Below are 22655 nucleotides of genomic sequence, written 5' to 3' on the forward strand. Positions count from 1 at the left end.
GAGGTCTCCCGGGGTCGCCCCGGGGATGTCGGAGAGAACCCGGGATTTTCCCCGATGCGTGATCGGGCGCCGCCGACCTAGCGTCGTCGGCAACACGGGATCACTCCGCGATCCCGTCTGACGAGGGGACTCTTCCGATGGCCTCCAACGCCGTGCTCGACTTCATTCTCGGTTTGCTGCGCGACGAGGAATCGATCGCCGCGTACTGCCGCAACCCGCAGGCCACGCTGGACGCGGCCGGCCTCCACGGCGTGTCCCCCGCGGACATCTCGGCGGCGACCCCGCTGATCGCCGATGCCGGACTGGTGTCGGTGGGCGCCGGGCTGGGGGCGATCACCGGCGCGGCGGGCGGTGCTGTCGGCGGCGGTGCCGTCGGCGGCGGTGCTGTCGGTGTGGGCGACCTGGGGCTGGGCCTCGGGGGCGTCGGATTCGGCGACGTCGCAGGCGGCGGCTTCGGCGACATCGGCCTGGGCGGCTTCACCATCGGCGACATCGACTTCGGTTCGGCGCTCGGCGGCATCGGGCTCGGCGACGTCGACCTGTCGGGATTCGGGGTGGGTGACCTCGATCTGGGCGGCATCGCGTTCGGCGAACTCGATCTGGCCGGACAGCTCGCGGTGATGCTGGGCGCCACGTTGTCGGCGGGGTTGGCCGCGGGCGGAGAGATCGCCGGACAGTTCGGCGGCACCATCGGCGCGGCGATCGACACGTTGCTGGCCGGCGGACTGTCCGCTGCCGCAGGTGTCGGTGGGCAGGCCGCCGCGGTGTTCGCGGCCGCGATCGGCGCCGAAGGCGCGCTGGTCGGTCAGTTCGCGACGGCACTCGATGGTGTGCTCGAGGCCGGCGGTGGCGCGGCGGCCGCGCTCGGCGGTGGCCTCTCCGGTGCGTTGAGCGCCGGACTGGAACTCGGCGGCGCGGCCGCCGGTGCCTTCGGCGCCACACTGGGCGGCCTGGTCGGTGCCGGCATCGGTGCCGGCGCGGGTCTGAGTGCAGAGCTCGCGACAGCACTGTCGGCCGGCCTCGGTGCGGGTGGCGCGGTGTCCGCGGTCCTCTCCGGCGCGCTCGGCCTCGACGCCGCTCTGGCCGGCGAGCTCGCCGCGGCGTTCGACGGCACCCTGGCCGCTGCGGGCGGCGTGGAAGCAGCGCTGTCCGGCCTCCTCGACGCACAGGCGATCAGCGCACTGTCCGGCGAGCTCGGCGCCACCCTGAGTGGTGGTCTGAGTGCCGGACTCGGCGCAGGCGGTGTGGTGGCCGCAGAACTCGGCACCGCGGTGACGGCGGTGCTCTCGGCAAGTGCTGCCGCGGTCGGTGGGATCGCACTGACCGGGGGTGCCGGACTCGGCGCGGTGATGGGTGGCGCGGTCGCCGCGGTGCTGGGAGTCGGCGGCGGCGCCGAGGCGGGTCTGTCGGCTGCACTCGACGCGGCGCTGGGCACCGGGCTGGATGCGGTGATCGCGGCCGGCGGTGAGCTCGAGGCGTCGGTCGGCGCCGCGTTGTCGTCGACGCTGGCCGCCGGCGGTGACGTCGCCGCCGATCTCGGCGCGACGCTCGGCGGCGCGTTGGGTCTCGCACTCGACGGCTCCGGTGGTGTCGGTCTCGACCTCGGCGGGGTCTCCGCAGGTGCCGCCCTCGACGGCCTGCTCAGCGCGGGCGCCGGGCTCGACACGTCACTGTCGTCGGTGCTGTCGGGTGCCGGTGGGGTCGGCGCGGATCTCGGCGGCGCCCTGGCCGGTGCGCTCGGCGCGGGCGGTGTGGTCGGCGCCGATCTGACCGCATTGCTCGATGGTGGTCTCACCGGCGACCTGGCCGCGAGCCTGTCCGCGGTGGGCGGGGCGGGTGGCGACCTCGCCGCCGCCCTGGGTACCTCGCTGGGCGGGATGCTCGGTGGCGCCGCCGGTGTGGACGGCCTGCTGACCGCCGCATCGGGCATCAGCGTCGGTCAACTGCTGGCCGCCGACCTCGGGACCGCACTCGGTGTCGACGGCGCGCTCGTGTCGAACCTGGGTGGCGCACTGGACGCCGCGCTCGGCGCCGATCTGGCCGGTGGCGTGGCCGCCGGGACCACGGGTGAACTCGGCGGCGCACTGTCGAGCGCACTCGGCGCCGGCGGCGACCTCGGCGCCGATCTCGGCGGTTCGCTCGGCGCGGTGCTGGGCGCCGCCTACTCCGGTGGCCTCGGCGCCGACCTGGCCGGCCAACTCGACTCCGGCACCGACCTGGCCACCGCGGTCACGTCCACACTCGGCACGGCGCTGGACCTGGATGCGTCGGCCGCCGACGGCATCACCGCCTCGCTGGATTCGAGTCTGCACTCGGTCGGCGGGCTGGGGAGCCTCGTCACCGGACAGGTCGATGCGATTGCGAATCCGACTCTGGGTCTCACCGACGCCGGGTTGTCGGCGACCGGCCCGATCTCGGTCGGCGGTTCGCTGGCGTCGGCCGGCGTGCTTGACGACGGACTCGCCGTCACCGGCGAGACCGACCTGGTGGGTGGACTCACCGGCACGGTGGACAGCGGCCTCGACAGCGGCCTCGGACTGACCAGCGGGCTGGGCCTCGACGCGGCTTCTGGCGCCGGTGGACCCGGCGACGGACTGGGGCTCGACGGTGGTCTCGGCCTGGCCGGGGCCGGCGCCGGTGCGATCGACTCGACGTTGCACGGTGTCGGCCTGGATGCCGGACTGTCCGGCGACGGTGCGGGCTCGGCGGCCGGAGGTGCCGCCCTCACCGGTGATCTGACCGACGGTCTGGGCCTGCAGGGCGATCTGGGACTGTCGGACCAGTCCGGCATCGAGGTCGGCGGAGTCGCCGATGCCGCCACCGGACTGGCCGGCGGCCTGGCCGGTGAGGTGGCCGGCACCGGTCAGGGTGGAGTCGGCGGCGGTCTGGACTCGGCCGTCGGCGGCGCACTGTCATCGACCGCGGATGGCCTCGCGGGTGGTGTCGGCGGGGCCGCCTCGGCAGATGCCTCCGGTGGGGTCGATGCGTCGGCCGGCGCCGGAGGGGACGCCGACGCGTCGTCGACCGGAGCGCTCGACAGCACGCTGTCCGGCACCGCGGATACCGCAACCGGGTTGACCTCCGACCTGTCCGGAGGCCTGACGAGCGGACTCACCGGCGGCCTGTCCGGTGGTGCCGACACCGAAGGGTCGGCGGCGCCCCATGCCGACGGCGCGGACCACGACGGCCTGCTCGGCAACTGAGTACGTCCGCCCACCCCGCACCCCGTCCCACCGTCGATATCGTGAGAGCACCATGACCGTGACACCACCCGCGTCCCCAGGCGATCGGCAGGGGCCTGCCCTGCCCGAGCTGATCGATCGGATGGTGTCCATCGCACAGGACGCCGGACGCGGCGATCTGGTCACCAGGTTGACCGGGGCACGCACGCGGTTGACCGATCCGCGGCTGCGGATCGTGGTCGTCGGTCAGCTCAAGCAGGGCAAGAGTCAGTTCGTCAACGCACTGCTCAATCTGGACGTGTGTTCGGTCGGCGACGACGACGCCACGGCGGTGCCCACGGTCATCGGGCATGCGGCGCAACCGACCGCGCACCTCGTCGTGGGTGGCCCCGCCGAGGATCGAATCCCGGTGCCCATCGGGGAGATCACCGCGATCACCCCGGCCACCCCGTTCGCCGAGGGACGAGAAGTGGCCCGCCTCGAGATCGATGCGCCGGGACCGCTTCTCGCGGACGGTCTCGTCGTGGTCGACACCCCGGGCGTGGGAGGTCACGGACATCCCTATGCCGCAACCACATTGGGGATGGTGGCCACTGCCGACGCGGTGCTGTTCGTGTCCGATGCGAGCCAGGAGTTCACCGCACCCGAGATGAAGTTCCTGCAGCAGGTGACCGAGCTGTGTCCGACGGTTGCATGCCTGCTGACCAAGACCGATCTGTATCCACATTGGCGTGCCATCGCCGATGCCGACCGCGACCATTTGCGCACCAACGGCATCGACGTCCCGCTGTTGCCGGTGTCGTCGGCCCTGCGCATTCACGCGCTCCGCTTACAGGACGAGCAACTCAACGCCGAGGCAGGCTTCGTCGACCTCTACCGCTACCTGCGGGGCAGCGTCGTCGCCACCGCGCAGGAGTCGACCCGGGCGGCGGTTGCCGACGACCTTCGTGTGGTGTCCGAACATCTCGCGCTGACCTACGGCAGCGAGTTGGCCGGGCTGCGCGACACCGATACCGCGCGTCGTGCCGTGTCGGGTCTACAGGAGGCCAAGGAACGCGCGGAGGGGATGCGTCGGCGCTCCGCACAGTGGCAGCAGACCCTCGCCGACGGTATCGGGGATCTCGCCGCGGACATCGACCACGACCTGCGGGATCGGTTGCGGGCGGTGACGCGCGAAGCCGAACGCGCCATCGACGAGGGCGATCCCGGCGCCGAATGGGAGCAGTTCGCGCAGTGGCTCGCCGAGCAGACCGCCGCCGTCGTCGGCGACAATTTCGTCTGGGCGCATGAGCGATCGGTGTGGCTGGCACAGCGGGTGGCCGGGCATTTCGCAGAGTCCGGGGACGAATCTCTGCCGGACATCGACATCGCCGACCTCGAGGGTGTGTTCGACTCCGTCGCCCAACTCGCCGAGGTGGATGCGCAGAAGATCGGCGTGAGCCAGAAGCTACTCGTCGGGATGCGCGGCTCCTATGGCGGGGTGCTCATGTTCGGGCTGATCTCCACGATGATGGGCATGGCGCTGATCAACCCGGTATCCGTGGGTGCGGGAGTCCTACTGGGCAGCAAGGCGTATCGCGACGACAAGCAGGCTCGGATCCTCGAGCGCCGCGCGAAGGCGAAGAGTGCCGTGCGGGCGTTCACCGATGACGTGAGCTTCCAGGTCGGTAAGGAGTCCCGTGATCGGCTGCGGGTGATCCAGCGGGTGTTGCGGGATCACTTCACCATGGTCGCCGAGCAGACCTCCCGGTCGATCGCCGAGTCGCTGAGCGCCGCGCAGTCCGCGGCAGCGCTCGCCGACTCCCAACGCGCCGAGCGCGTGGCCGCCGTGGAGTCCTCACTCAATGCCGTTGCCGCACTTCGACGTGCGGCAGATGGTCTGAACACCCCAGCGGTGACGGCATGAGCGCAGGACTGTCGCGCGCAGCCGATTTCATCGCAGCTGCCCGCGATGCCGTCGCCGGGGACCGCACCGCAGGTGCGGCGGTGGACCGGTGTGCGCGACGGCTCGACGAGCCGGTCCGGATCGCCTTGGCCGGCTCACTGAAGGCCGGGAAGTCGACGTTGCTGAATGCGCTTGTCGGACAGGACATCGCACCGACCGACGCCACCGAGTGCACTCGCGTCGTCACGTGGTATCGGCGCGGGCAGGTGGCCGCGGTGACCGCCCGCACCACTGATGGTGACGCCCGACCGATCCCCGTCACCCGGACCGCGGGCCGGCTCGGTTTCGACTTCGGCGCGTTGACCGCCGCCCAGGTCGACCATCTCGATGTGGAGTGGCCGTCTCGGGCGTTGCACACCCGCACCATCGTCGACACCCCCGGAACCGCGTCATTGTCGACCGAGTTGTCCGCCTCGACGATGTCGCTGCTCACGCCGGAGGAGGCCCAATCCGGTGTCGATGCGGTCGTCTACCTGATGCGCTCGTTGTCGGCCGCCGACACCGACATGCTGCGCCGGATCTCGGCCTCGATCGGCGGCGGCTCCGGCCCACTCGGTGTCATCGGCGTGGTCTCGCGCGCAGACGAACTCGGCGCCGGGCGGATGGATGCGATGATCTCGGCCGAACAGATCGCCGGACGCTTCGCGACCGAGCTGTCACGAACAGGACTCTGCCAGGCAGTGGTGCCGGTGGCGGGGTTGCTGGCCCTCGGCGCGCGCACCATGCGCGAAGTCGAGTTCCGCGCCCTCACCGACCTCGCCGCGGTGCCGCCGAACGACCTGGAGTCGGCACTTCTCAGTGTCGACCGCTTCCGACGGCCCGACCTCCTCCCCCACGTCGACGCCTCCCTACGAGCGGCACTGCTGGAGCGGTTCGGGGTCTTCGGCATCCGACTCGCCGTCACCCTGATCCGCTTCGGTGTGACCACGTCCTCGCAGCTTGCGGCCGACCTGGTCACACGAAGCGGCCTGGCGGAGCTGAGCAACGTGATCGATGTCCAGTTCGGGCAGCGCGCCGACCAGCTCAAGGCGCACTCGGTGCTGGTGACTCTCGATCACGTCCTGGCACGGCACGGCGGCACCGCCGCCACCGACGTGCGCGCGGCGGTCCGGGGCGCCCTCGCCGATGTCCACGGCTTCCGGGAACTCCGTCTACTCAACGTGATCCGCTGCGGCGGTGTGGCGCTGACCGACGAGCAGGCCGACGAGTTGGGTCACCTCATCGGCGGCCACGGCGTCGACGCGACCTCTCGGCTGCGTCTGGCCCCGGACTCCGAGGAGCCGGAGATCCGCTCGGCCGCTGTGGATGCGGCCCAGCGGTGGCGCGCTCTTGCCGACCATCCGCTCCTGCCCGTCGACACCCTGTCCGCGTGTACGACCGCGGTGCGCAGCGCGGAAGGCATCGTCGCGGAGATCGACTCTCACGCGACGCCGCTGCGGTGACCCGTGCGCCCGATCCGATAGGCGATGGCCGTCGAGATCCCACCGAAGGCCGCCCCCACCGCGGCGACCGGCCACTGGAACATCACCGGAACCCCCGCATCGGCGACCGCAGCTGACGACGGCCCGATGACGATCGCCTCGCCGATCGTCGCCGCCACCGCCGCGACCACCGCCAGAACCATCCAGCCGCGTCCGGATCGGGTTGCCTCCCAGAGTCGTATGCAGCCATACACCGCCGCGACGACGATCACCGCCACCAAGAGTGCACCCGCCCCGAATGCGATGTTCACCGCGCGCACCACCTCGTCCGGCGCCGCGTCGGGCTGGTCCCGGGCGAGGTCCAGGGCGAGGACCTCCCGGACCTCGGACAGATGGACGACGATCAACGCCGTGGTCGCGGCGACGAGCACGAGCGCCACCGCCCACAGTCCGATCACCAGCCCGGTGGCCCCTTCACGCCGCGGCTCCTCCGCCCGCATCGGCGTGATCTCGACCGGCGGGCGTGGCGGCGGATCGTTCAGCACGTCAGCACACCCTTCGACCGCAGAATCCGCACCACCGACCGGTCCACCCGCTGCTCGGTGAGACGGTTCGCCGCGACCTCCTGTTCGAGGGCGTCCAGCACCGACGTCACGCGATCCGTGGAGAGCCACAGCGCGATGTCGGAGCCGGCGCGGATCGCCATCGGCGCGGCCTGCTCGATCGGGTAGCGGGCGCTGATCGCGGCCATGCCGGACAGGTCGTCGGAGAACACCACGCCGTTGAACGGCGGTCCGCCGTATCCGCGGCCCGTGCGCAGCATGCCGATCGCCTGCGGGCTGATGCTCGCCGGTGTCTCCGGGCCGGTCAGTCCGGGGACGATCAGGTGGCCGACCATCACCGCCGCGGGCCCCGGGTCCTGCAGGAGCGTGCGATACGGCACCAGGTCACTGTTCTCCAGCGTCGACAGCGGCGGTGTCACGACCACACCCAGATGGGAGTCGCCGGAGGCGTGGCCGTGGCCCGGGAAGTGTTTGAACACCGGGGTGATCCCCGCCGACGCGAGGCCCTCCGCGTAGGCCGACGCGTATTCGGTCACCACGGCCGGGTCGTTGCTGAACGATCGGTCGCCGATCACCTCGTTGTCGGACTCGTTGCTCACGTCGACGACCGGCGCGAAGTCGACGGTGACACCCAGCTCACGGAGTTGCCGCCCGGTCGACGCCGCCAGTTCCCGGACCTGCGCCGGGGTCTGCGTCTGCGCGAGAACTCGCGCCGACGGGCTGTCGATGCCGATCCCGGACAGCCGCGAGACCCGGCCGCCCTCCTGGTCGACCGTCACCATCAACGGGATCGGGCTGTTCTGCGAGATCCGCGATGCCGCACCGCTGGTGAGGATCGACTTGTCGGTCCAGCTGCCGACGAAGATGCCGCCGATCTGCTCGGACTCGACGATCGCCTGGGCGTCGGCGGCTCCGGTCACACCGACCACGATCAACTGAGCGAGCTTCTGCCGCAACGTCATCCGTTCGAGTTGCGTATCCCCGCACGCGGCGACCGGGACGGCAGAAGCCACCGCCGACGAACTCGGCGACGACGCGGCGCTGCTGTAGACCGATGTGGCGCTGGGCGGGTCGGCCGATTCGCTGCTCGCACAGCCCACCGCGGCGAGCGCGACGGCCGCGACCACGAACATCGACAACACGCCCCGCACACCGGATCCTCGCCTGGTTGAGCCCATGTGACGAGTCTGGCATGTAACCTGGGGCAATGGACGTGGGGTCCAGCCCGAGCGCCGCCGACTCGGCTTCTTCTGCCGACTCGAGTCCGGCTGCCACCGCACCGGCCGCACCGGCCGCCCCGGAAAGCGGCGGCTGCGCTGAGCGTGTCCGCCAGACCCTGATGATCGCCTACGACGGCTCCGACAACGCCGACCGCGCCATCCGTTATGCCGGACGATTCCTGCGCGCCGAGACCGCACACGTGGTGACCGCCTGGCAGCCGGGCGAGCTGTCGCCGACAAGGCTGTCCACACTGTCCGGCGGCATGCAGCCGTTCATCGACACCCGTCTCGAGGTCGGTGTCGACGAAGCTCTCGAGCAGGAGGCGGAGAACATCAACCGCCGCGGCGTCGACCTTGCCACCGAGGCGGGCCTGTCGGCCAAGGGTTCCCTCGTCGAGGTCGAGTCGACGGTGTGGGGCGCGCTGGTCGCCGCCGCCGATGCGCTGTCGGTGGATCTGTTGGTCACCGGGACCCGCGGTTCGTCGGGCCTCAAGGCGTTGCTGCGATCCAGCGTCGCCGAACGCGTCCTGAAGCACTGCCATCGGCCGGTGTTCATCGTCCCGGCGCAATGCGAGAAGCAGCCGCCGGTGACGCTGTAGGGCGGCTGATCGGACCTTGTGGTCACGAGGTGATCACAAAGCGGTGACCTGGCTAACAGATTCGCGCCAGTGCACGCTCAACCTCATGGGGGTACCCAGACGCCCAACTCATCGAGGACCCATGTCACGTCACCACTCACTCCGTACCCGGGTCGCCGCCACCGCCGCCGCGATCGCCGTCACCGGTGCCGGCATCGTCGGATTGTCCACCGCCACCGCCGGCGAGGCCACCGCCGACAGGCATCCGCTGCCCGGTTGCATCGGGCTCAGTCCGAACATCGTCGACCTACCGTTCTGGCCCGAGACCGTAGACGTTGCCCAATACACGGGAAAGACCTACATCAGCGTCGACTTCACCAGCTACTGGCTGTTCGTCGGCTACCGGTCCGACGCTCGCCTGGACTGGCACAACCCGGGCGCCAAGAAGCGCGGCGTGCTCTTCTCGAGCACGCAGGTCCAGTCGCCCTACGTGGGCGTCCACTGGTTCGTGATCCCGACCAACGCCATCGGCCGCGGCAACGTCAACGTGACCCTCAGTGCGACGAACAGCAACGCGCTGTGGTCCATCCCGTCGATCCCGTGCAGTGGAACGATCGTGGTTCGCTGAGTGGAGGGGGACACCGAAGCGGTCGTTTGACTGACCGACAACTTGATCGTTCGTTGTGCCCATTCTCGGTCGTTTCAGACCCGTATTGCTAAATTCGGGCCTTAGACGCCAGACAGGGGGACACATGCGCGTCGATCCAGATGAACTGCGTGGCGCTGCCGCAGACTTCACCGCCCTGGGGGGCGACCTGAACGGAGCATCCTCGCCCGCGGTGAGCGATTCAGGGGCCGGAGTGGCCTGGTCCGCGACTGCCGCGGCCCTCGGACCCGTCGACGATGCTGTCAGCAACGCGATGAGTGTTCTGACCGGCCGAATGGAGACCTTCGCATCCGAGTTGGGCAACGCCGCCGCGGTCTATCAGGACTCCGATGTCGACGCCGCGAAGGCCCTGAAGGCGATCGGTGACCTCAACGATCGGCCGACCTCCGGATGACCCCTACGTGGGGTCAGGTCAAGGGCTCCGACGCCTCACCGATTCCGAGTTCGGCCCAGACCCTCAGCGACTCGATCAAGAGCATCCTGGCGACCGCACCGAAGGTGTCTTCGACGATTGACCAACTGGATTGGTCTGGCATCGCACGAGGCGCCGCGGTCTCACGCGGGAGCAGCGAACAGACGCAAATGAAGCGTGTGGCGTCCGCAATCTCGGACCTGAAGTCGGCTGTCGCCGATGGCGGGTCGGCCCTGGATTCCATGATCGAGTCGCTAAAACAAACCGCCAACGCATTGGAGTACGACTTCTTCGAGGTTGCGGACGACTGGACGGTAACCGACGGGTACAACTGGCCGCTTGCGTTCGCGATCGCAGCCGACGATCCTGCGACGACTGCCAAACTCAAGTCGCTGCAGGCCCAACGGGCGCGTGAAGCTGAGCAGAACTCGGTCTCGCTTAAACGCCGGGCCACGGAACTGGCGACCGTCGACAAGCAGACCGCCGACGCGATCAACGCAGCCCTCACATCCATTTCGTCCACCGCTCCTACCGCGGCTGGGCTGAGCATGGGCCAAGGAGCCGCGGACGCCGAGGCGTTCCGCGAAGGACGGGCCACCCCGACCCAACTGGCCCGGCTTCGAGCGGCAACACAGCTCACACCCGCCCAGCAAGCGGCACTGGACCGCGGCGATCCCGCTCTCTTGCCTCCCGGCCAGTTCAAGTACCTCCAGTCATTCATGCATGGCATGGATGGCCTGACGATGGATGAGATCGAGCAACTAGGGGCAAAACTGCCACCCGACAGTCGATCCACGTTCAACGGAAGCATCGGCGACGGTCTCCGTGTGATCTCGACGCCCGGTGTTCACTCCGCAGGCGCCGGGAACCAGCGTGGTGGTTTCGATCACCTTCCCGACCAGGTCCAGACACTTCTTCGTGATCACCCGGTTCGATACTGGGACAAGCACTATCCCGGCGCTCGAGGATCGTTCGCCAGAGCCGAGGTCCCGCGCCTGAAAGAGTTCGACGCCCTCAACCGTGTTCTCGACGACGCCACTCCCGGCATGTCCAACGGTTCGTTTGTCGACAAAGGTCTCATCAAACAGGCTGCCGAGATCGGCGCTGCCCGCGAAATTCTTGCTCAATCCCATGATCAGGGCCTGCCCGGCGCCGAGGCTGTGGCGAGCGCGATGCTCACCCACGCCAGTCACGATTCCGTAGCCGTGCATGACGCCGTCACCGGAGTCAACATGGACGATCTGGTCGAGTCGGGCCATCGGTACGACGCGGATGACCATTTGAAGGGGCTGCTCAACGCGCCATGGCGTGACAACGATCAGGGTATGCGTGACTTGCTCGCGGCAGTCGAACGCAACGCGCACAGCGATATACCGTTCGCCAATTCACAGGCCGGTCAAACGGCGAGTGCCATCTCGCATCACATCGCGGAGAACGTTTCCGATTACCTGCCTAAAGACAGTCAGGCACTCGGCGAACGAAACCCTGGTGTCACACAGGCGCTCGCGGATCTCCTCGATGAGTACGCTCCGAATATGGTGGGCGTTCCCGGCGATGTGAACGACACTTCGGGATTCACGCCCCTCAGCCGCGGCGACGACGTCGACAATCTGTTCGCAGTCCTCAATTCCGACGAGGAAAGCGCGGTCTCGTTCAACCGCTCAGTGCTCGCCGCCACCGCACAGCTCGAGTACGACTTCGGCAGAACCGGCCAAGCGGAATACACGGAATGGGCCAGCCGACTATCGCATTCGGCCAGCGACGGCGTCGCCAAGTGGACTGCCGACGTATACGCTGACGACAGCAAGGGACGCACCCTATTCAGCGACATCATGAACGATGCGGTGTCGATCACAGGCACTGACGTCGCCGATATCCCGGTGTTCTCCGAGTCTTTCGGACCAAAGAAGCTCGAGAGTCTGCTGTTTGGACAGGCTCTGACAGCTGAGGAGTACTACCAACAGAACACGGACGGCGAGACCCAAGATGTTCACGCGGACGTGCGCGACCAGTCCATGCTCAGCGGGCAGTACCACTCGATTCTCCAAGGGGCCATCGACGCGGGAGAAGTCGATGTCAACGACCCTGAATTGCGCGACTATGTCCAGGATGGACAACTGAAGTCAATGGAGGAAATCTATGGCGAAGGCGGGAAGGAAACGGAGGGTCCACGGTTCAATGCACGCGCGCAGGAGTTGATCCCGCAAGGATTTATTGACGCGTGGTTGCGAGGCGCGGAATGGTGAGGCGTCTCCTAGGCGCGCTCATCGCGATCGCAACAACGTGCATCGCAGCCTCGTGCGCGCAATCGACCGAATCACCCGAGCCGACGCAGTCGACTACAACACAGCCACCCGGCTTCGATGTCACATTCCGCTGGAAGGCCACACCAATGGTCGATCTGACATCACCGCCGGCGATTGTGACTCGAGCGCTCGTCGAATCGATGTACACCCATCTCGCCACCCGGACAGACGCTGTCTACCCGGGTTACTTACGGGTGACGAATGATTTTCCTGACTTTCGCTTCGAAGCGATGAGCACCCCTGAACGCTCCGGAACCGTGTACTCCAACCTTCTGCGACTCACAGAGCGGAGTGGCCGATGGGTCGCTGTTGTGTGCTTGAACGACTCAGAGGGGCTTTCCCGAAGAGCCGAGGACGGTAGCTGGATTTCGAACGGGTGGAATGATGGCAGAGCCTCGATCGATATCGCGGTGGAATGGCAACCACCAGCAGACCCAGCTGAGTTCCGAACCTCCTCAGGCCAGGGTCCGGCGCGCTACCCGGTGACCGACGTCTTCGGCGGCTGGAGAATCACAGAGACCTACCCGAATCCGTTCAATGGCGCGAGCGACGAAGAGATCATCGCGTGCGACCAACCCCAGAACAACCCCGTCCCACCCGACCAGCGCCATGAAGACGACATCACCCTCGAGCAACCCCTCCCACCCCAGTCCCCGACACCCGGCTGGCCGTCACCCGATCGCGCCTGAGGACTCCCAATTGAGCGCCAATTACCGAGAGCAACTACCGGATGAGATCCTGCGCGCGCTCAAGACGCCCAAGTCGGAGAACAGCAAGCTGATCCCGGCGGTCGAGAAGGTACTTGCGCGGCGGGCGCGCACAGGATCTCCGAATCCACCAACGCGTAGCGGAAACCCGCACTTGACCCCTGAGGAGCAGGAACAGGAAGCGCGCGACCGCGGGACCTACGAAACGCTGGACGAGGCCTTTGACGACTGGCACAAAGCTCATGGCTGGAACATGCCACCGGCGGTCCGTCAACGGATCATCGCGGATCACAAGGCACATCTGGCCCAGCGGATCGCTCTTCGCCGGCAGACGCCGTGACTCTGAGCTGGATACCGACTGCGCTCGACGACCGCGCCCCCGGTCGATGGTAGTTTCGTCGCCATGACCAACAACCGCCTCGTCGCCGGAGCCGTGGCCGGAGTCGCCGGCATCCTGGTGGGTCTCGGGGCCGTGTTCCTCGGTGGATTCCTGTCCACCGAGACGAGCCCGTCGACGGACGTGAACAGCGTGAGCCCCGACAGCGGGTTCGTGCAGGGGTCGGTCGACTACGGCACGCGCGGCGATACCGGGTCCGACAACTGACCTTCGGGCGGTCGGTCCTGACGGCGCACACACCGGCGTCGCCGGACACATCCCAGCAGGACGGAACGCTGTCGCGCCGCGGCGTCGCCATCGCGACCCTCGTCGCCCTGGTCGTCTCGTTCCTACAGTCCCCCGGCCGGATCTCGGCCGACACCAAACTCGATCTGACCGCCGACCCGGTCGGCTTCCTCGCTCGCGCCGCTCACCTGTGGACGCCGAACGCCCCGCTCGGCCAGGTGCAGAACCAGGCCTACGGCTACTTCTTCCCCCACGGCGGCTTCTTCGCCGTCGGCGATCTGCTGCACCTGCCGCCGTGGGTGGTGCAACGACTGTGGTGGGCGTTGCTGCTCGTGGTCGGTTTCGTCGGCATCGTGCGGCTCGCGGAGGCGATGCGGATCGGTTCGCGGGGTTCTCGGATTCTCGCCGGTGTCGTCTTCGTCCTGAGTCCGCGGGTACTGACCACGATCGGGTCGATCTCGTCGGAGACGTTGCCGATGGTGCTGGCGCCGTGGGTGCTGGTGCCACTCATCCGGGTCCTCGACCGCACCGACGGCCCGCTGTGGCGTCCCGCCCTGCAGTCCGCGGCCGCGGTCGCGCTGATGGGCGCCGTGAATGCCGTCGCCACCCTCGCCGCCCTCGGTGTCGCGGTGCTGTGGTGGCTGCTGCACGCCCCGTTCGTGTCGTCGGTGCCGGCCCGACGGTGGTGGCGGTTCGGCGGATGGTGGGCACTCGGCCTGACCATGGCGTGTGCCTGGTGGGTGATCCCGCTGCTCATCCTGTCGCGGGTGAGTCCCCCGTTCCTCGACTTCATCGAGTCGTCGCGGGTCACCACCGAATGGACCTCGCTCACCGAGGTGTTGCGCGGGACGAGTTCCTGGACGCCGTTCGTCTCCCCGGAGCGGGTGGCCGGTGCGGTGCTGGTGACCCAGCCTGCGGCGGTCCTCGCGACCGGGGTGCTCGCGGCAGCCGGGCTCGCCGGACTGTGCATGCGGCACATGCCGTCTCGGGGACGACTGGTGACCGTACTGTCGGTCGGTCTGCTGCTGATGTGCGTCGGGTTCGCGGGCGAACTCGGATCGCCCATCGCGGAGCCGGTACGGGTGTTCCTCGACGGCGACGGCGCATTCCTGCGCAACATCCACAAGTTCGAGCCGTTCGTCCGCATCCCGCTCGTGCTCGGCGTCGCGCACCTGCTCGCCCGCGTCCCGCTGCCCGGCAGCGCACCCTGGCGCGACACCTCGTCGGCGTTCGCCCATCCGCAGCGGTCCCGACCGGTGGCGGCGGCGATCGTGGTGATGGTCGCCGCGATCGGCGCTGGTTCGCTGATGTGGACCGGGCAGCTCGCGCCTGCCGGCGCCTACCGCGACATCCCCGACCATTGGCGTGACACCGCGCAGTGGCTCTCGGCGCACAGCAGCCCGCCCGGATCGACCGCACCCACACGCGCGCTGGTGGTGCCCGGGGCGCCGTTCGCCGACCAGCTGTGGGGACTGACCCGGGACGAACCGCTGCAGCCCCTCGCCGACGACCCGTGGGCGGTCCGCGACGCCATCCCGCTGACCCCGCCGGGCGCGATCCGCGTCCTCGACTCCGTCCAGCGCGCGATCGCCGACGGCCGCGGATCCCCCGGCCTCGCCGCGACCCTCGCGCAGCAGGGCGTCGGCCACGTGGTGCTGCGCGCCGACCTCGACCCCGACACGTCGCGTTCGGCCCGACCGCTGCTGGCCCAACAGGCACTCGACACGTCACCCGGGCTGGAGCGGGTCGCGACATTCGGTCCCGACGTCGGCCCCGGAAGCGTTCCGGGTGTGGTGCGCGACAACGGGTTACGACCACCGATGCCGGCCATCCAGATCTACGCGGTCCGGTCGGCGACCGGATTCCCCGGCACCGGGCCGGTTCTCGTGGACGCCGCCGACACCCCGCGGGTGGCCGGTGGTCCGGAGGCGCTCGCCGCCATCCAGGAGCAACGCGCGCGGACCGACGCGCCGCCGATGGGTCCGGCAATCCTGGAATCCGACGCCCGGCGCGCCGGTCTCGGCCCCGGCAGCGGGGTCCTGGTCACCGACACCCCGACCGACCGTGAGACCGATTTCGGCCGCGTCGACGACCACAGCTCGGCGATCCGGGCCGACGGCGATCCGCGTCGGACCCAGAACGCGGTGGCGGACTATCCCGTCGAGGATCAACCACTGGTGCGCGGCGAGTGGCTGCTGGACAACCGGCCCGGCGAGGTCCGGGTGACCACCTCCGGATCTGCCTCGGACGCAACCCAGTTGGGGCAGACGTCACCGGCGAACTCGTCGGCCGCCGCATTCGACGGCGACCCGGACACCGCGTGGGTGTCGAGCGGCCTCGAGTCGGCCGTCGGCAAGTGGCTGCGGCTCGACTTCACCGAGCCCCGTTCGGATCTCGCGGTCACCCTCACCACCGCACCGGCACTCGGCGCCGACGTGTCGGCCGTCCTCGTCAGCACCGAATCCGGCAGCTCGGTGGCCGAAAACGTGGAACCCGGTCGACCGGTCACCGTGACCGCGCCGAGCGGACCGACACGGTGGATTCAGATCCGGGCGATCCGCACGTCCGACGGCACGTCCGGTAACCAGTTCGCGCTCGGCGACATCTCGGTCGCCGATCTGGCCACCCGCACCCCACTGAGCATCCGCCATCGGGTGACGCTGCCCGAGCTGCCCGCCGGGACACCGGTATCCGGGTGGCTGCTGACCCAGGAACTCGCCGGACGCGCCGCATGTGTCGCCGACGGCGCGGCCATTCGCTGCGCACCGGGCCTCGGCCTGCCGCCGGAGACACCGGGAATCTTCACGCGCGCGCTGTCGGTGCCCGGCCCGGTGGCGGTGGACCCCACGGTGGTGTTGCGACCGGAACCCGGCGACGGCTTGCGGGCGTTGCTGCACACCCCGGGTCAGGTGATCGCCGACGGACCGGCCGCGGTCGACGATCCGCGCGGTAATGCCGGAGCCGCCGTGGACGGAAACCCGAGCACGACGTGGACCGCCCCGGAACCCGATACGCGCCGCGACGAGAACAGCGACGACGGGAGCGGGACCGAGGAGAGCGCGGACGAGGACGGCCGGGACGAGGACGGCAGGGACGCGGAGCTGATCATCCGGCTGCCCGAACCGCAACGCGTCGAACGCCTGCGTCTCGTCGTCCCGGATCGCTACCCGGCGGCGCCGCAGCGGGTGACGGTCGACCTCGGTACCGGCACCCAGGCACGCGACGTCGGACGCGACGGCGTCGTCGACCTCGAGCCGGCGGTCACCGACCGCATCCGGTTTGCGGTCACCGAGGACGCCGACCTCATCGATGTGAACAGCCTCGGGTTCGCGCGTCCGGCCCCGACCGGCATCAGCGAGGTCGAGATCCTGCCCGGACCGACACCGCTGCCCGACGACGACCGGGTGGTGGAGATCGGGTGCGACGCCGGCATCGGCATGACCGTGTCCGGCCAGGTGATCGGACTGTCGGTACGCACCACGGCCGGTGACCTGCGCGCCGCCCGACCGGTCATCGCCCGACCGTGTGCGCCGGGAGGGGTGCCCCTTCCGGCCGGCGAGCAGGAACTGTCGGTCAATCCCGGTGACGCGTTCAGTGTGGACTCGGTTTCCCTACCGGTGGCCGGCGCCGACCCCGCACCGATGAGCACGCCCGTCTCCGCCGAGGTCACCGCCTGGGAGGAGACGCATCGGCGGGTGCCGGTGGACGCGTCGTCGGACCAGCGGATTCTCGTCGTCCCGGAGAGCACGAATCCGGGGTGGGAGGCGTCCCTCGACGGCCGGGAGCTCGAACCGGTGGTGATGAACGGCTGGCAGCAGGGATGGGTCGTGCCCGCCGACACCGCCGGAACCGTCACGCTCACCTTCCGGTTCGACTCGCTGTACCGCTGGTCGCTCGGCGTCGGCTTGGCGCTCGTCGCGGTACTGCTGCTGCTCGCGTGGTGGCCGCGGCGCGACGCGACGACCGGGCCCGCCGAGGCCGACGACGAGGCAGGTCCGTCGGCACCCCGCGGCTGGGTCACCGCAGGCGCGGCTGTCTCGTGGCTGGGTGCGGCCTGGCTGCTCACCGGGTGGTGGGGTCTGGCGGTGTCGGTGGTTCTCGGCGGGATCGCGTTGTGGCTGCGGCCGAGAGCCATCGTGGTCGGCGCCTTCGTCGCGATGATGCTCGCGACGCTCGGGCTGGCGAGCGGGCCGTGGCACGCGTCGAGCGGCTACAACGGATTCGAGTGGTGGGTTCAGTTGCCGGCGCTGATCGCCGTGTCGCTGACCGTGTGGTCGACGCTGTGGGGAGACGAGTCGGGTTCCGCTCGTCGGTGGCTGCGGGACCGTGCGGCGCGTGCCCTCTCCCGGGTCCGTAGCCAGCGCCGGGCGGGTTCCTCGACGAACGCGTAGCTCGCCGCGGACACGCCGATGGTCAGCAGCACGGTGATGGTCCAGACGAGGAGGAAGTTGCCGTTGAACGGCACGATGCCGAACAGCGGGAAGACGGCGGCCAGCACCGCGAGATGCCAGATGAAGATGCCGTAGGACCAGCGGCCGAGGGCCAGCATCACGCGCGAGCACAACAGCCGGAACGGACCGGCGCCCAGGACGAGCGGAGCCAGCAGCGCGAACCCGCAGATCGCGCCGAGGACCATCTTGACGGCGAACTGCCACGGCGCCAGATCCCCGAGCCCGGTCGGACCGGCGAGCGGCGTACATGCCAGCACGTAGGCGACGACGAGGGCACCGGCCATCACCCAGCGGCGTGACCCGATTCGGGCCGCGACGCGAATCCACGGTGCGACCGGCCGATGGGTGTCGAGTTCGATCGCGCCGACCATCTCTGCGAGGACCAGCCCGGCGAGAAACCACGGCAGGTGACCGAACACCCAGTTCTTCGGCTCCACGCCGGCCGCGACCGGTAGCACGATGGCGAGCCACGCCCAGCCGAGGCTCAGCGCCCCGAGCCCGAGCAGTGCCGGGATGCGCCACCGGACGCGACCGTCGTCGTCGGCGCCGGCACGTAGCCGCAGCATGGCGAACCCGAGGACCGGCAGCAGCGCATAGAACGCGACCTCGACCGACAGACTCCACATCTGGGTGAGACCCGCGGTCAGCGACAACGGCACGAACACCTGGGTGAGCGTGAGATTGGCCAGCCACACGGTGAGGTCGGCGCCCTTGGCGTCGGGCAGCACCGTGAGGACCACGAACACCACGACGATGTAGGCCGGCCAGATCCGGACCACGCGATGCGCGAGATATCGGCGGACCGACGGCCGCGGGGTGGTGCGGTGCGCGGCGGCCACCCATGGTCGCCACAGCAGGAAGCCGGACAGCGCGAAGAACAACGCCACCGCGAGGTCGAGGCGGCCCAGCACCGGCCCGATGAGCGGGAGCTCGACCGCCCGCGTCTGGAACGCGACGTGGGTGGTCAACACGCCGATCGCGGCGAGCGCACGCATCCCCTCGAGCTGGCCGAAGAATCGACGCATCTCGGGGGCGGGTGTCACGCCGGCGGCTTCGGGGGCGGGTTCGGTACTGGTCATGCTGGTCAACCAGGGTAGTCGTGCGGTCCGTGCGGCCATGGTCAGTACGCTCGCCCTCATGCCCACGCCCGGACCGAGCCGCTTGCAGACCAGAGATCTGATCGGGCCGGTGCTGCTGTTCGTGGGTGGATTCCTGCTGGCAGCGGCCATCGCGCTGCCCACCGTGTTCGTCGACGGACTGCGTACGATCCCGCTGAGCACCGACGTGACGACCACCGCGGTCAGCTCCGGCACCGGCGGTTCGGCCGACGACCCGCCGGCGCGGGTGTTCGACCGGTGTTCATTGGCGACGCCGACCGCACGTGTTGTCGACGCCGAACTGGTGCGCCAGCAGCGGTTCGTCGCCGTGCAACCCTCCGACGCCGAACGCGTGACGTTGCAGGCCGGCACGTCGATCCAGGCCGACCACATCACCGTGGACGGCCGCGAGGTCGATCCGCAGGCACCGCGGCCCGGCAGCGACGTGGAGCCCGCGCCCGGCGACTCGGCGTGCACGGACCCGACGATCACCGCGGTGCGTGACCGGATCACCCTCGACCGCACCTCCGCGCTGCCCGACCTCGGACCCTCGGGCGGGGCGCCGGGCAGCTCCGAGATCCAGTACGCCGCCACGGCCGCGCCGATCCGGGTCCCCGACCGCGCCGGCTACACCTATCTGCTGCCGTTCGATGTGGCGGATACCGAGCACACGTGGTTCGACGTCACGACCCGACGCGCGGTGCCGCTGCGCCCGGCCGGTGACACCACCGTGCACGGCCGTGACGTGACGCGGTTCGTCGCCGACATCCCGGACACGGATCTGCACCAGATCACCGGCGCCGCCCAGAGCAACCCGCCCACCGCCATCACCCGGCCCGCCGTGTGGTTCGGCGTGCCCGGTGTCGATCCCGCCCGTGATCTGACCGCCACCCTGCATCACACCGGCCGCACCGAGATCGCCGTCGACCTCGCCACCGGAACCATCGTCGACCAGCAGATCACCGTCGAGCAGACCTACCGCTTCATCGATCCCGATCTGCCCGACCAACGGCTCACCGCGCTGTCGGCGACGTTCGGCTTCGATGACGCGACGCAGGAGCGGATGAGCGAACGGGCCACCTCGTTGGCCACTCCGGTGACCGTGTGGGGGCGGGTCGTCCCGATCGTCGCCGCCGTGGCCGGTGTCGCCGTTATCGCCGTCGGCCTGATGTTCCTCAGTCCGGGGTGGCGGCCGCGACGGCGTCGTCGCGGGTCCGAGCCCGACGAAGACCCAGCACCGTCGTCGTGACCGCCGCGACGGTCGCGGCGATCGCGGCGGTGGATGCCAGCGCGATGATGCCGTCGACCACGGTCACGATCACCGCCACCTCGACGGCGACGACGACCCAGGTCACCACCGACACCGCGGTCGCCGACCGGGCGATCGCTGACAGCAGGGCCACCTGCAGGATCGCGAGCATCGCGCCGGTGTAGGCGTACAGCCACAGGATGGGGACGAGCGGTTCGTAGTCGGGTCGCACCAGGACCGGGACGAGTGGTCCGGCCAGACCGGCGCCGAGGGTGAGGATCGCCCCGATCGCCGCGACGACACCGACCGCCGCCACCAGCGATCGACGTGAGGTGGCGGGATCGGCGAGTCCGGGATAGAAGACGACACCCACGGCCTGCGGGAGCCAGAACGCCACCTTGGTCGCGATCGCGCCGAGTGCATAGATCCCCGCGTCCTCCGGTGTGAGGACCGTCCGCGACAGCAACAGGTCGATCGAGGCCGCGACCACCAGCACCAGTTGCACCCCGGAGGCGCGCGCCACGGCGAGCAGGTCGAGGCCGGCGCCGCCGGGTGCGGCGGGAGCAGACGATCGGGTGTGCCCGGCCGTCCGGACCGCCGCCAGCACCACCAGCGCCCCGGCTGCCGCCCCGCCCGCACCGGCCAGCAACGCACCGGCCGGACCCGCACCCAGCGCGAGCGCACCGATCACCGGCACGGTGCGCAGCACACCCACCGCCGCCAGCACCCAACCCAGCAGCCGAAAGTGACTGTGCCCCTGCAACACTCCCTGACCCGCACCGATCACCGTGAGCAACGGGGCGGCCACGAGAGCGGCCGCGGTGGTGTCGACGCCCATCGACGTGACCCAGGCGGTGGGTGCGGTCGCGACCACCACGAGCAGACACACCAGCAAGGTCGTCTGCACGCTCACCCGCCGAATCCGGTCGGGATCGGCCCGCCGCACCACGGCTCGGGCCACGACGGCCTGCAACGCCAGCGCCGCCACGGTCAGCACCAGCATCGCCGACAGCCCGACCGCCAGTTCGCTGTACCCGGCGGTGTCGAGCCACCACCGGCTCGCGGTCAGGTGGATCGCATACGAGCACGCGTTCGCGACCATCGATCCGGCCGCCACCCAGCCGAGGGCGCCGAGGACACCGCCACGTCCGCTCCATCGCGCAACGCGGTTGTCCGGCCCGGCCATGGGGTCAAGTGTGCACGTCGCGGCCACGACTCCGGGGAGACGGGGCGTTTTGCACGCCGCACACGGGATAGGCAACGATGGTGACGACCCCGCTCGCCGCCGCAGGAGTGAGAACGCCGGAGATGTACGACCAGAACCCGACCCAGGACGCCGCCGGCGCCGAATCCGATCCGCTCGGTTTCCGCATCGACCCGGTGCTGGCGCGTAGTTGGCTGCTGGTCAACGCAACGCAGGCCGGCCGCTTCGAGGCGGCCCACCGATCCCGTGCCGACATCGTCGTCCTCGACATCGAGGATGCCGTGGCGCCGAAGGACAAACTGGACGCCCGCCGGCACGTGGTGGACTGGATGAACGCCGGTCATTCGGACTGGGTCCGGGTCAACGGTTTCGGGACCCCGTGGTGGGCCGACGATCTCGACGCGTTGGCGAGCACGTCCGTCGGCGGGGTGATGCTGGCGATGGTGGAATCCGTCGACCACGTCACCGAGACCGCCAAACGGCTCCCCGACGTCCCGATCGTCGCGCTGGTGGAAACCGCCCGCGGGCTCGAACGGATCAGCGAGATCGCCTCGGCGAAGAGCACCTTCCGGCTCGCCTTCGGCATCGGCGACTTCCGTCGCGACACCGGGTTCGGCGACAACCCGGCCACCCTCGCCTACGCGCGGTCGAGATTCACCATCGCCGCCAAGGCGGCTCACCTACCCAGCGCGATCGACGGGCCAACCGTGGGGTCGAGCGCCCTGAAGCTGTCCGAGGCGACCGCGGTGAGCGCGGAGTTCGGCATGACCGGGAAGATCTGTCTCACCCCCGAGCAGTGCCATCCGGTCAACGAAGGGCTGTCGCCGTCGCAGGATGAGATCAGCTGGGCAAAGGAGTTCTTCGCCGAGTTCGAACGCGACGGCGGTGAGATCCGCAACGGTTCGGATCTGCCGCGGATCGCCCGCGCGACCAAGATCCTCGATCTGGCACGGGCGTACGGGATCGAGGTGTCGGACTACGACGACGACTCGGTGCATTCACCCGCCCCGTCGGACACCTACCACTACTGA

The 22655-nt window shown here is 69.6% G+C and carries 15 protein-coding genes and 1 pseudogene; 12 read left to right on the forward strand and 4 right to left on the reverse strand.

The features are described from left to right. Positions 1 to 137: 137 nt before the first annotated feature. From VZC37_RS06445 to VZC37_RS06455, 3 genes are read left to right on the forward strand one after another with little or no spacing between them, the layout of a single operon-like run. Positions 138 to 3203 (forward strand): beta strand repeat-containing protein, encoded by a 3066-nt coding sequence (locus tag VZC37_RS06445; RefSeq protein ID WP_330431568.1) that lies wholly within the window; start codon positions 138 to 140, stop codon positions 3201 to 3203. A 52-nt stretch (positions 3204 to 3255) separates the two neighbouring features. After that, positions 3256 to 5088, forward strand: coding sequence for a dynamin family protein (locus VZC37_RS06450; RefSeq protein ID WP_330431569.1), 1833 nt, complete (start codon positions 3256 to 3258; stop codon positions 5086 to 5088). Further along, positions 5085 to 6569 (forward strand): dynamin family protein, encoded by a 1485-nt coding sequence (locus tag VZC37_RS06455; RefSeq protein WP_330431571.1) that lies wholly within the window; start codon positions 5085 to 5087, stop codon positions 6567 to 6569. The genes VZC37_RS06450 and VZC37_RS06455 overlap by 4 nt, the downstream gene beginning before the upstream one ends. On the opposite strand, the gene VZC37_RS06460 is transcribed toward VZC37_RS06455, so the two are convergent. Both VZC37_RS06460 and VZC37_RS06465 read right to left on the reverse strand, forming a co-directional pair. Beyond that, positions 6548 to 7093, reverse strand: coding sequence for a hypothetical protein (locus tag VZC37_RS06460; protein WP_330431573.1), 546 nt, complete (start codon positions 7091 to 7093; stop codon positions 6548 to 6550). The two genes, VZC37_RS06455 and VZC37_RS06460, sit on opposite strands and share 22 nt — an antisense overlap. Then, positions 7087 to 8244 carry a glycoside hydrolase family 3 protein gene (locus VZC37_RS06465; protein ID WP_330431729.1) on the reverse strand — a complete coding sequence of 386 codons (1158 nt, stop codon included), beginning with the start codon at positions 8242 to 8244 and terminating at the stop codon, positions 7087 to 7089. The genes VZC37_RS06460 and VZC37_RS06465 overlap by 7 nt, the downstream gene beginning before the upstream one ends. A 74-nt stretch (positions 8245 to 8318) precedes the next feature. Here VZC37_RS06465 and VZC37_RS06470 point away from each other — a divergent pair, with 74 nt between their 5' ends. The 7 genes and pseudogenes from VZC37_RS06470 to VZC37_RS24685 all read left to right on the forward strand — a co-directional run. Further along, positions 8319 to 8930, forward strand: a complete 612-nt coding sequence (locus tag VZC37_RS06470; RefSeq protein WP_330431574.1) for a universal stress protein — start codon at positions 8319 to 8321, stop codon at positions 8928 to 8930. Positions 8931 to 9051: 121 nt separating this feature from the next. Continuing rightward, a complete protein-coding gene (locus VZC37_RS06475; protein ID WP_330431575.1) occupies positions 9052 to 9537 on the forward strand; it encodes a hypothetical protein in 486 nt (161 codons plus the stop codon). A 124-nt stretch (positions 9538 to 9661) separates the two neighbouring features. After that, positions 9662 to 9970 (forward strand): type VII secretion target, encoded by a 309-nt coding sequence (locus VZC37_RS06480; RefSeq protein ID WP_330431576.1) that lies wholly within the window; start codon positions 9662 to 9664, stop codon positions 9968 to 9970. Continuing rightward, positions 9967 to 12234: a TPR repeat domain-containing protein gene (locus tag VZC37_RS06485; protein WP_330431577.1), complete on the forward strand. Its 2268-nt coding sequence runs from the start codon at positions 9967 to 9969 to the stop codon at positions 12232 to 12234. The genes VZC37_RS06480 and VZC37_RS06485 overlap by 4 nt, the downstream gene beginning before the upstream one ends. A gap of 759 nt (positions 12235 to 12993) precedes the next feature. Beyond that, positions 12994 to 13341, forward strand: coding sequence for a hypothetical protein (locus tag VZC37_RS06490; protein WP_330431578.1), 348 nt, complete (start codon positions 12994 to 12996; stop codon positions 13339 to 13341). Between the two features lie 63 nt (positions 13342 to 13404). Beyond that, a complete protein-coding gene (locus tag VZC37_RS06495; RefSeq protein ID WP_330431579.1) occupies positions 13405 to 13605 on the forward strand; it encodes a DUF2613 domain-containing protein in 201 nt (66 codons plus the stop codon). 164 nt (positions 13606 to 13769) lie between these two features. Continuing rightward, positions 13770 to 16940 (forward strand): annotated as a pseudogene (locus tag VZC37_RS24685) (alpha-(1->3)-arabinofuranosyltransferase); the annotation flags it as partial. Between the two features lie 917 nt (positions 16941 to 17857). Here VZC37_RS24685 and VZC37_RS06505 read toward each other — a convergent pair. Continuing rightward, complete coding sequence (locus VZC37_RS06505; RefSeq protein ID WP_330431730.1) at positions 17858 to 19153, reverse strand: acyltransferase family protein; 1296 nt, start codon at positions 19151 to 19153, stop codon at positions 17858 to 17860. A gap of 58 nt (positions 19154 to 19211) precedes the next feature. On the opposite strand from VZC37_RS06505, the gene pgfA reads away from it, so the two are divergent. Beyond that, the gene (gene pgfA / locus VZC37_RS06510; RefSeq protein WP_330431580.1) at positions 19212 to 20420 is read left to right on the forward strand and encodes a cell envelope lipid trafficking protein PgfA; all 1209 of its coding nucleotides are present in this window, start codon (positions 19212 to 19214) and stop codon (positions 20418 to 20420) included. Here pgfA and VZC37_RS06515 read toward each other — a convergent pair. Then, complete coding sequence (locus VZC37_RS06515; RefSeq protein WP_330431731.1) at positions 20347 to 21522, reverse strand: polysaccharide biosynthesis protein; 1176 nt, start codon at positions 21520 to 21522, stop codon at positions 20347 to 20349. The genes pgfA and VZC37_RS06515 overlap by 74 nt on opposite strands. A 206-nt stretch (positions 21523 to 21728) precedes the next feature. Here VZC37_RS06515 and VZC37_RS06520 point away from each other — a divergent pair, with 206 nt between their 5' ends. Continuing rightward, entirely contained in the window at positions 21729 to 22655 is a 927-nt protein-coding gene (locus tag VZC37_RS06520) for an HpcH/HpaI aldolase/citrate lyase family protein (RefSeq protein WP_330431732.1), read from the forward strand.

The organism is Gordonia sesuvii, assembly GCF_036350415.1.
Lineage (GTDB): Bacteria > Actinomycetota > Actinomycetes > Mycobacteriales > Mycobacteriaceae > Gordonia > Gordonia sesuvii.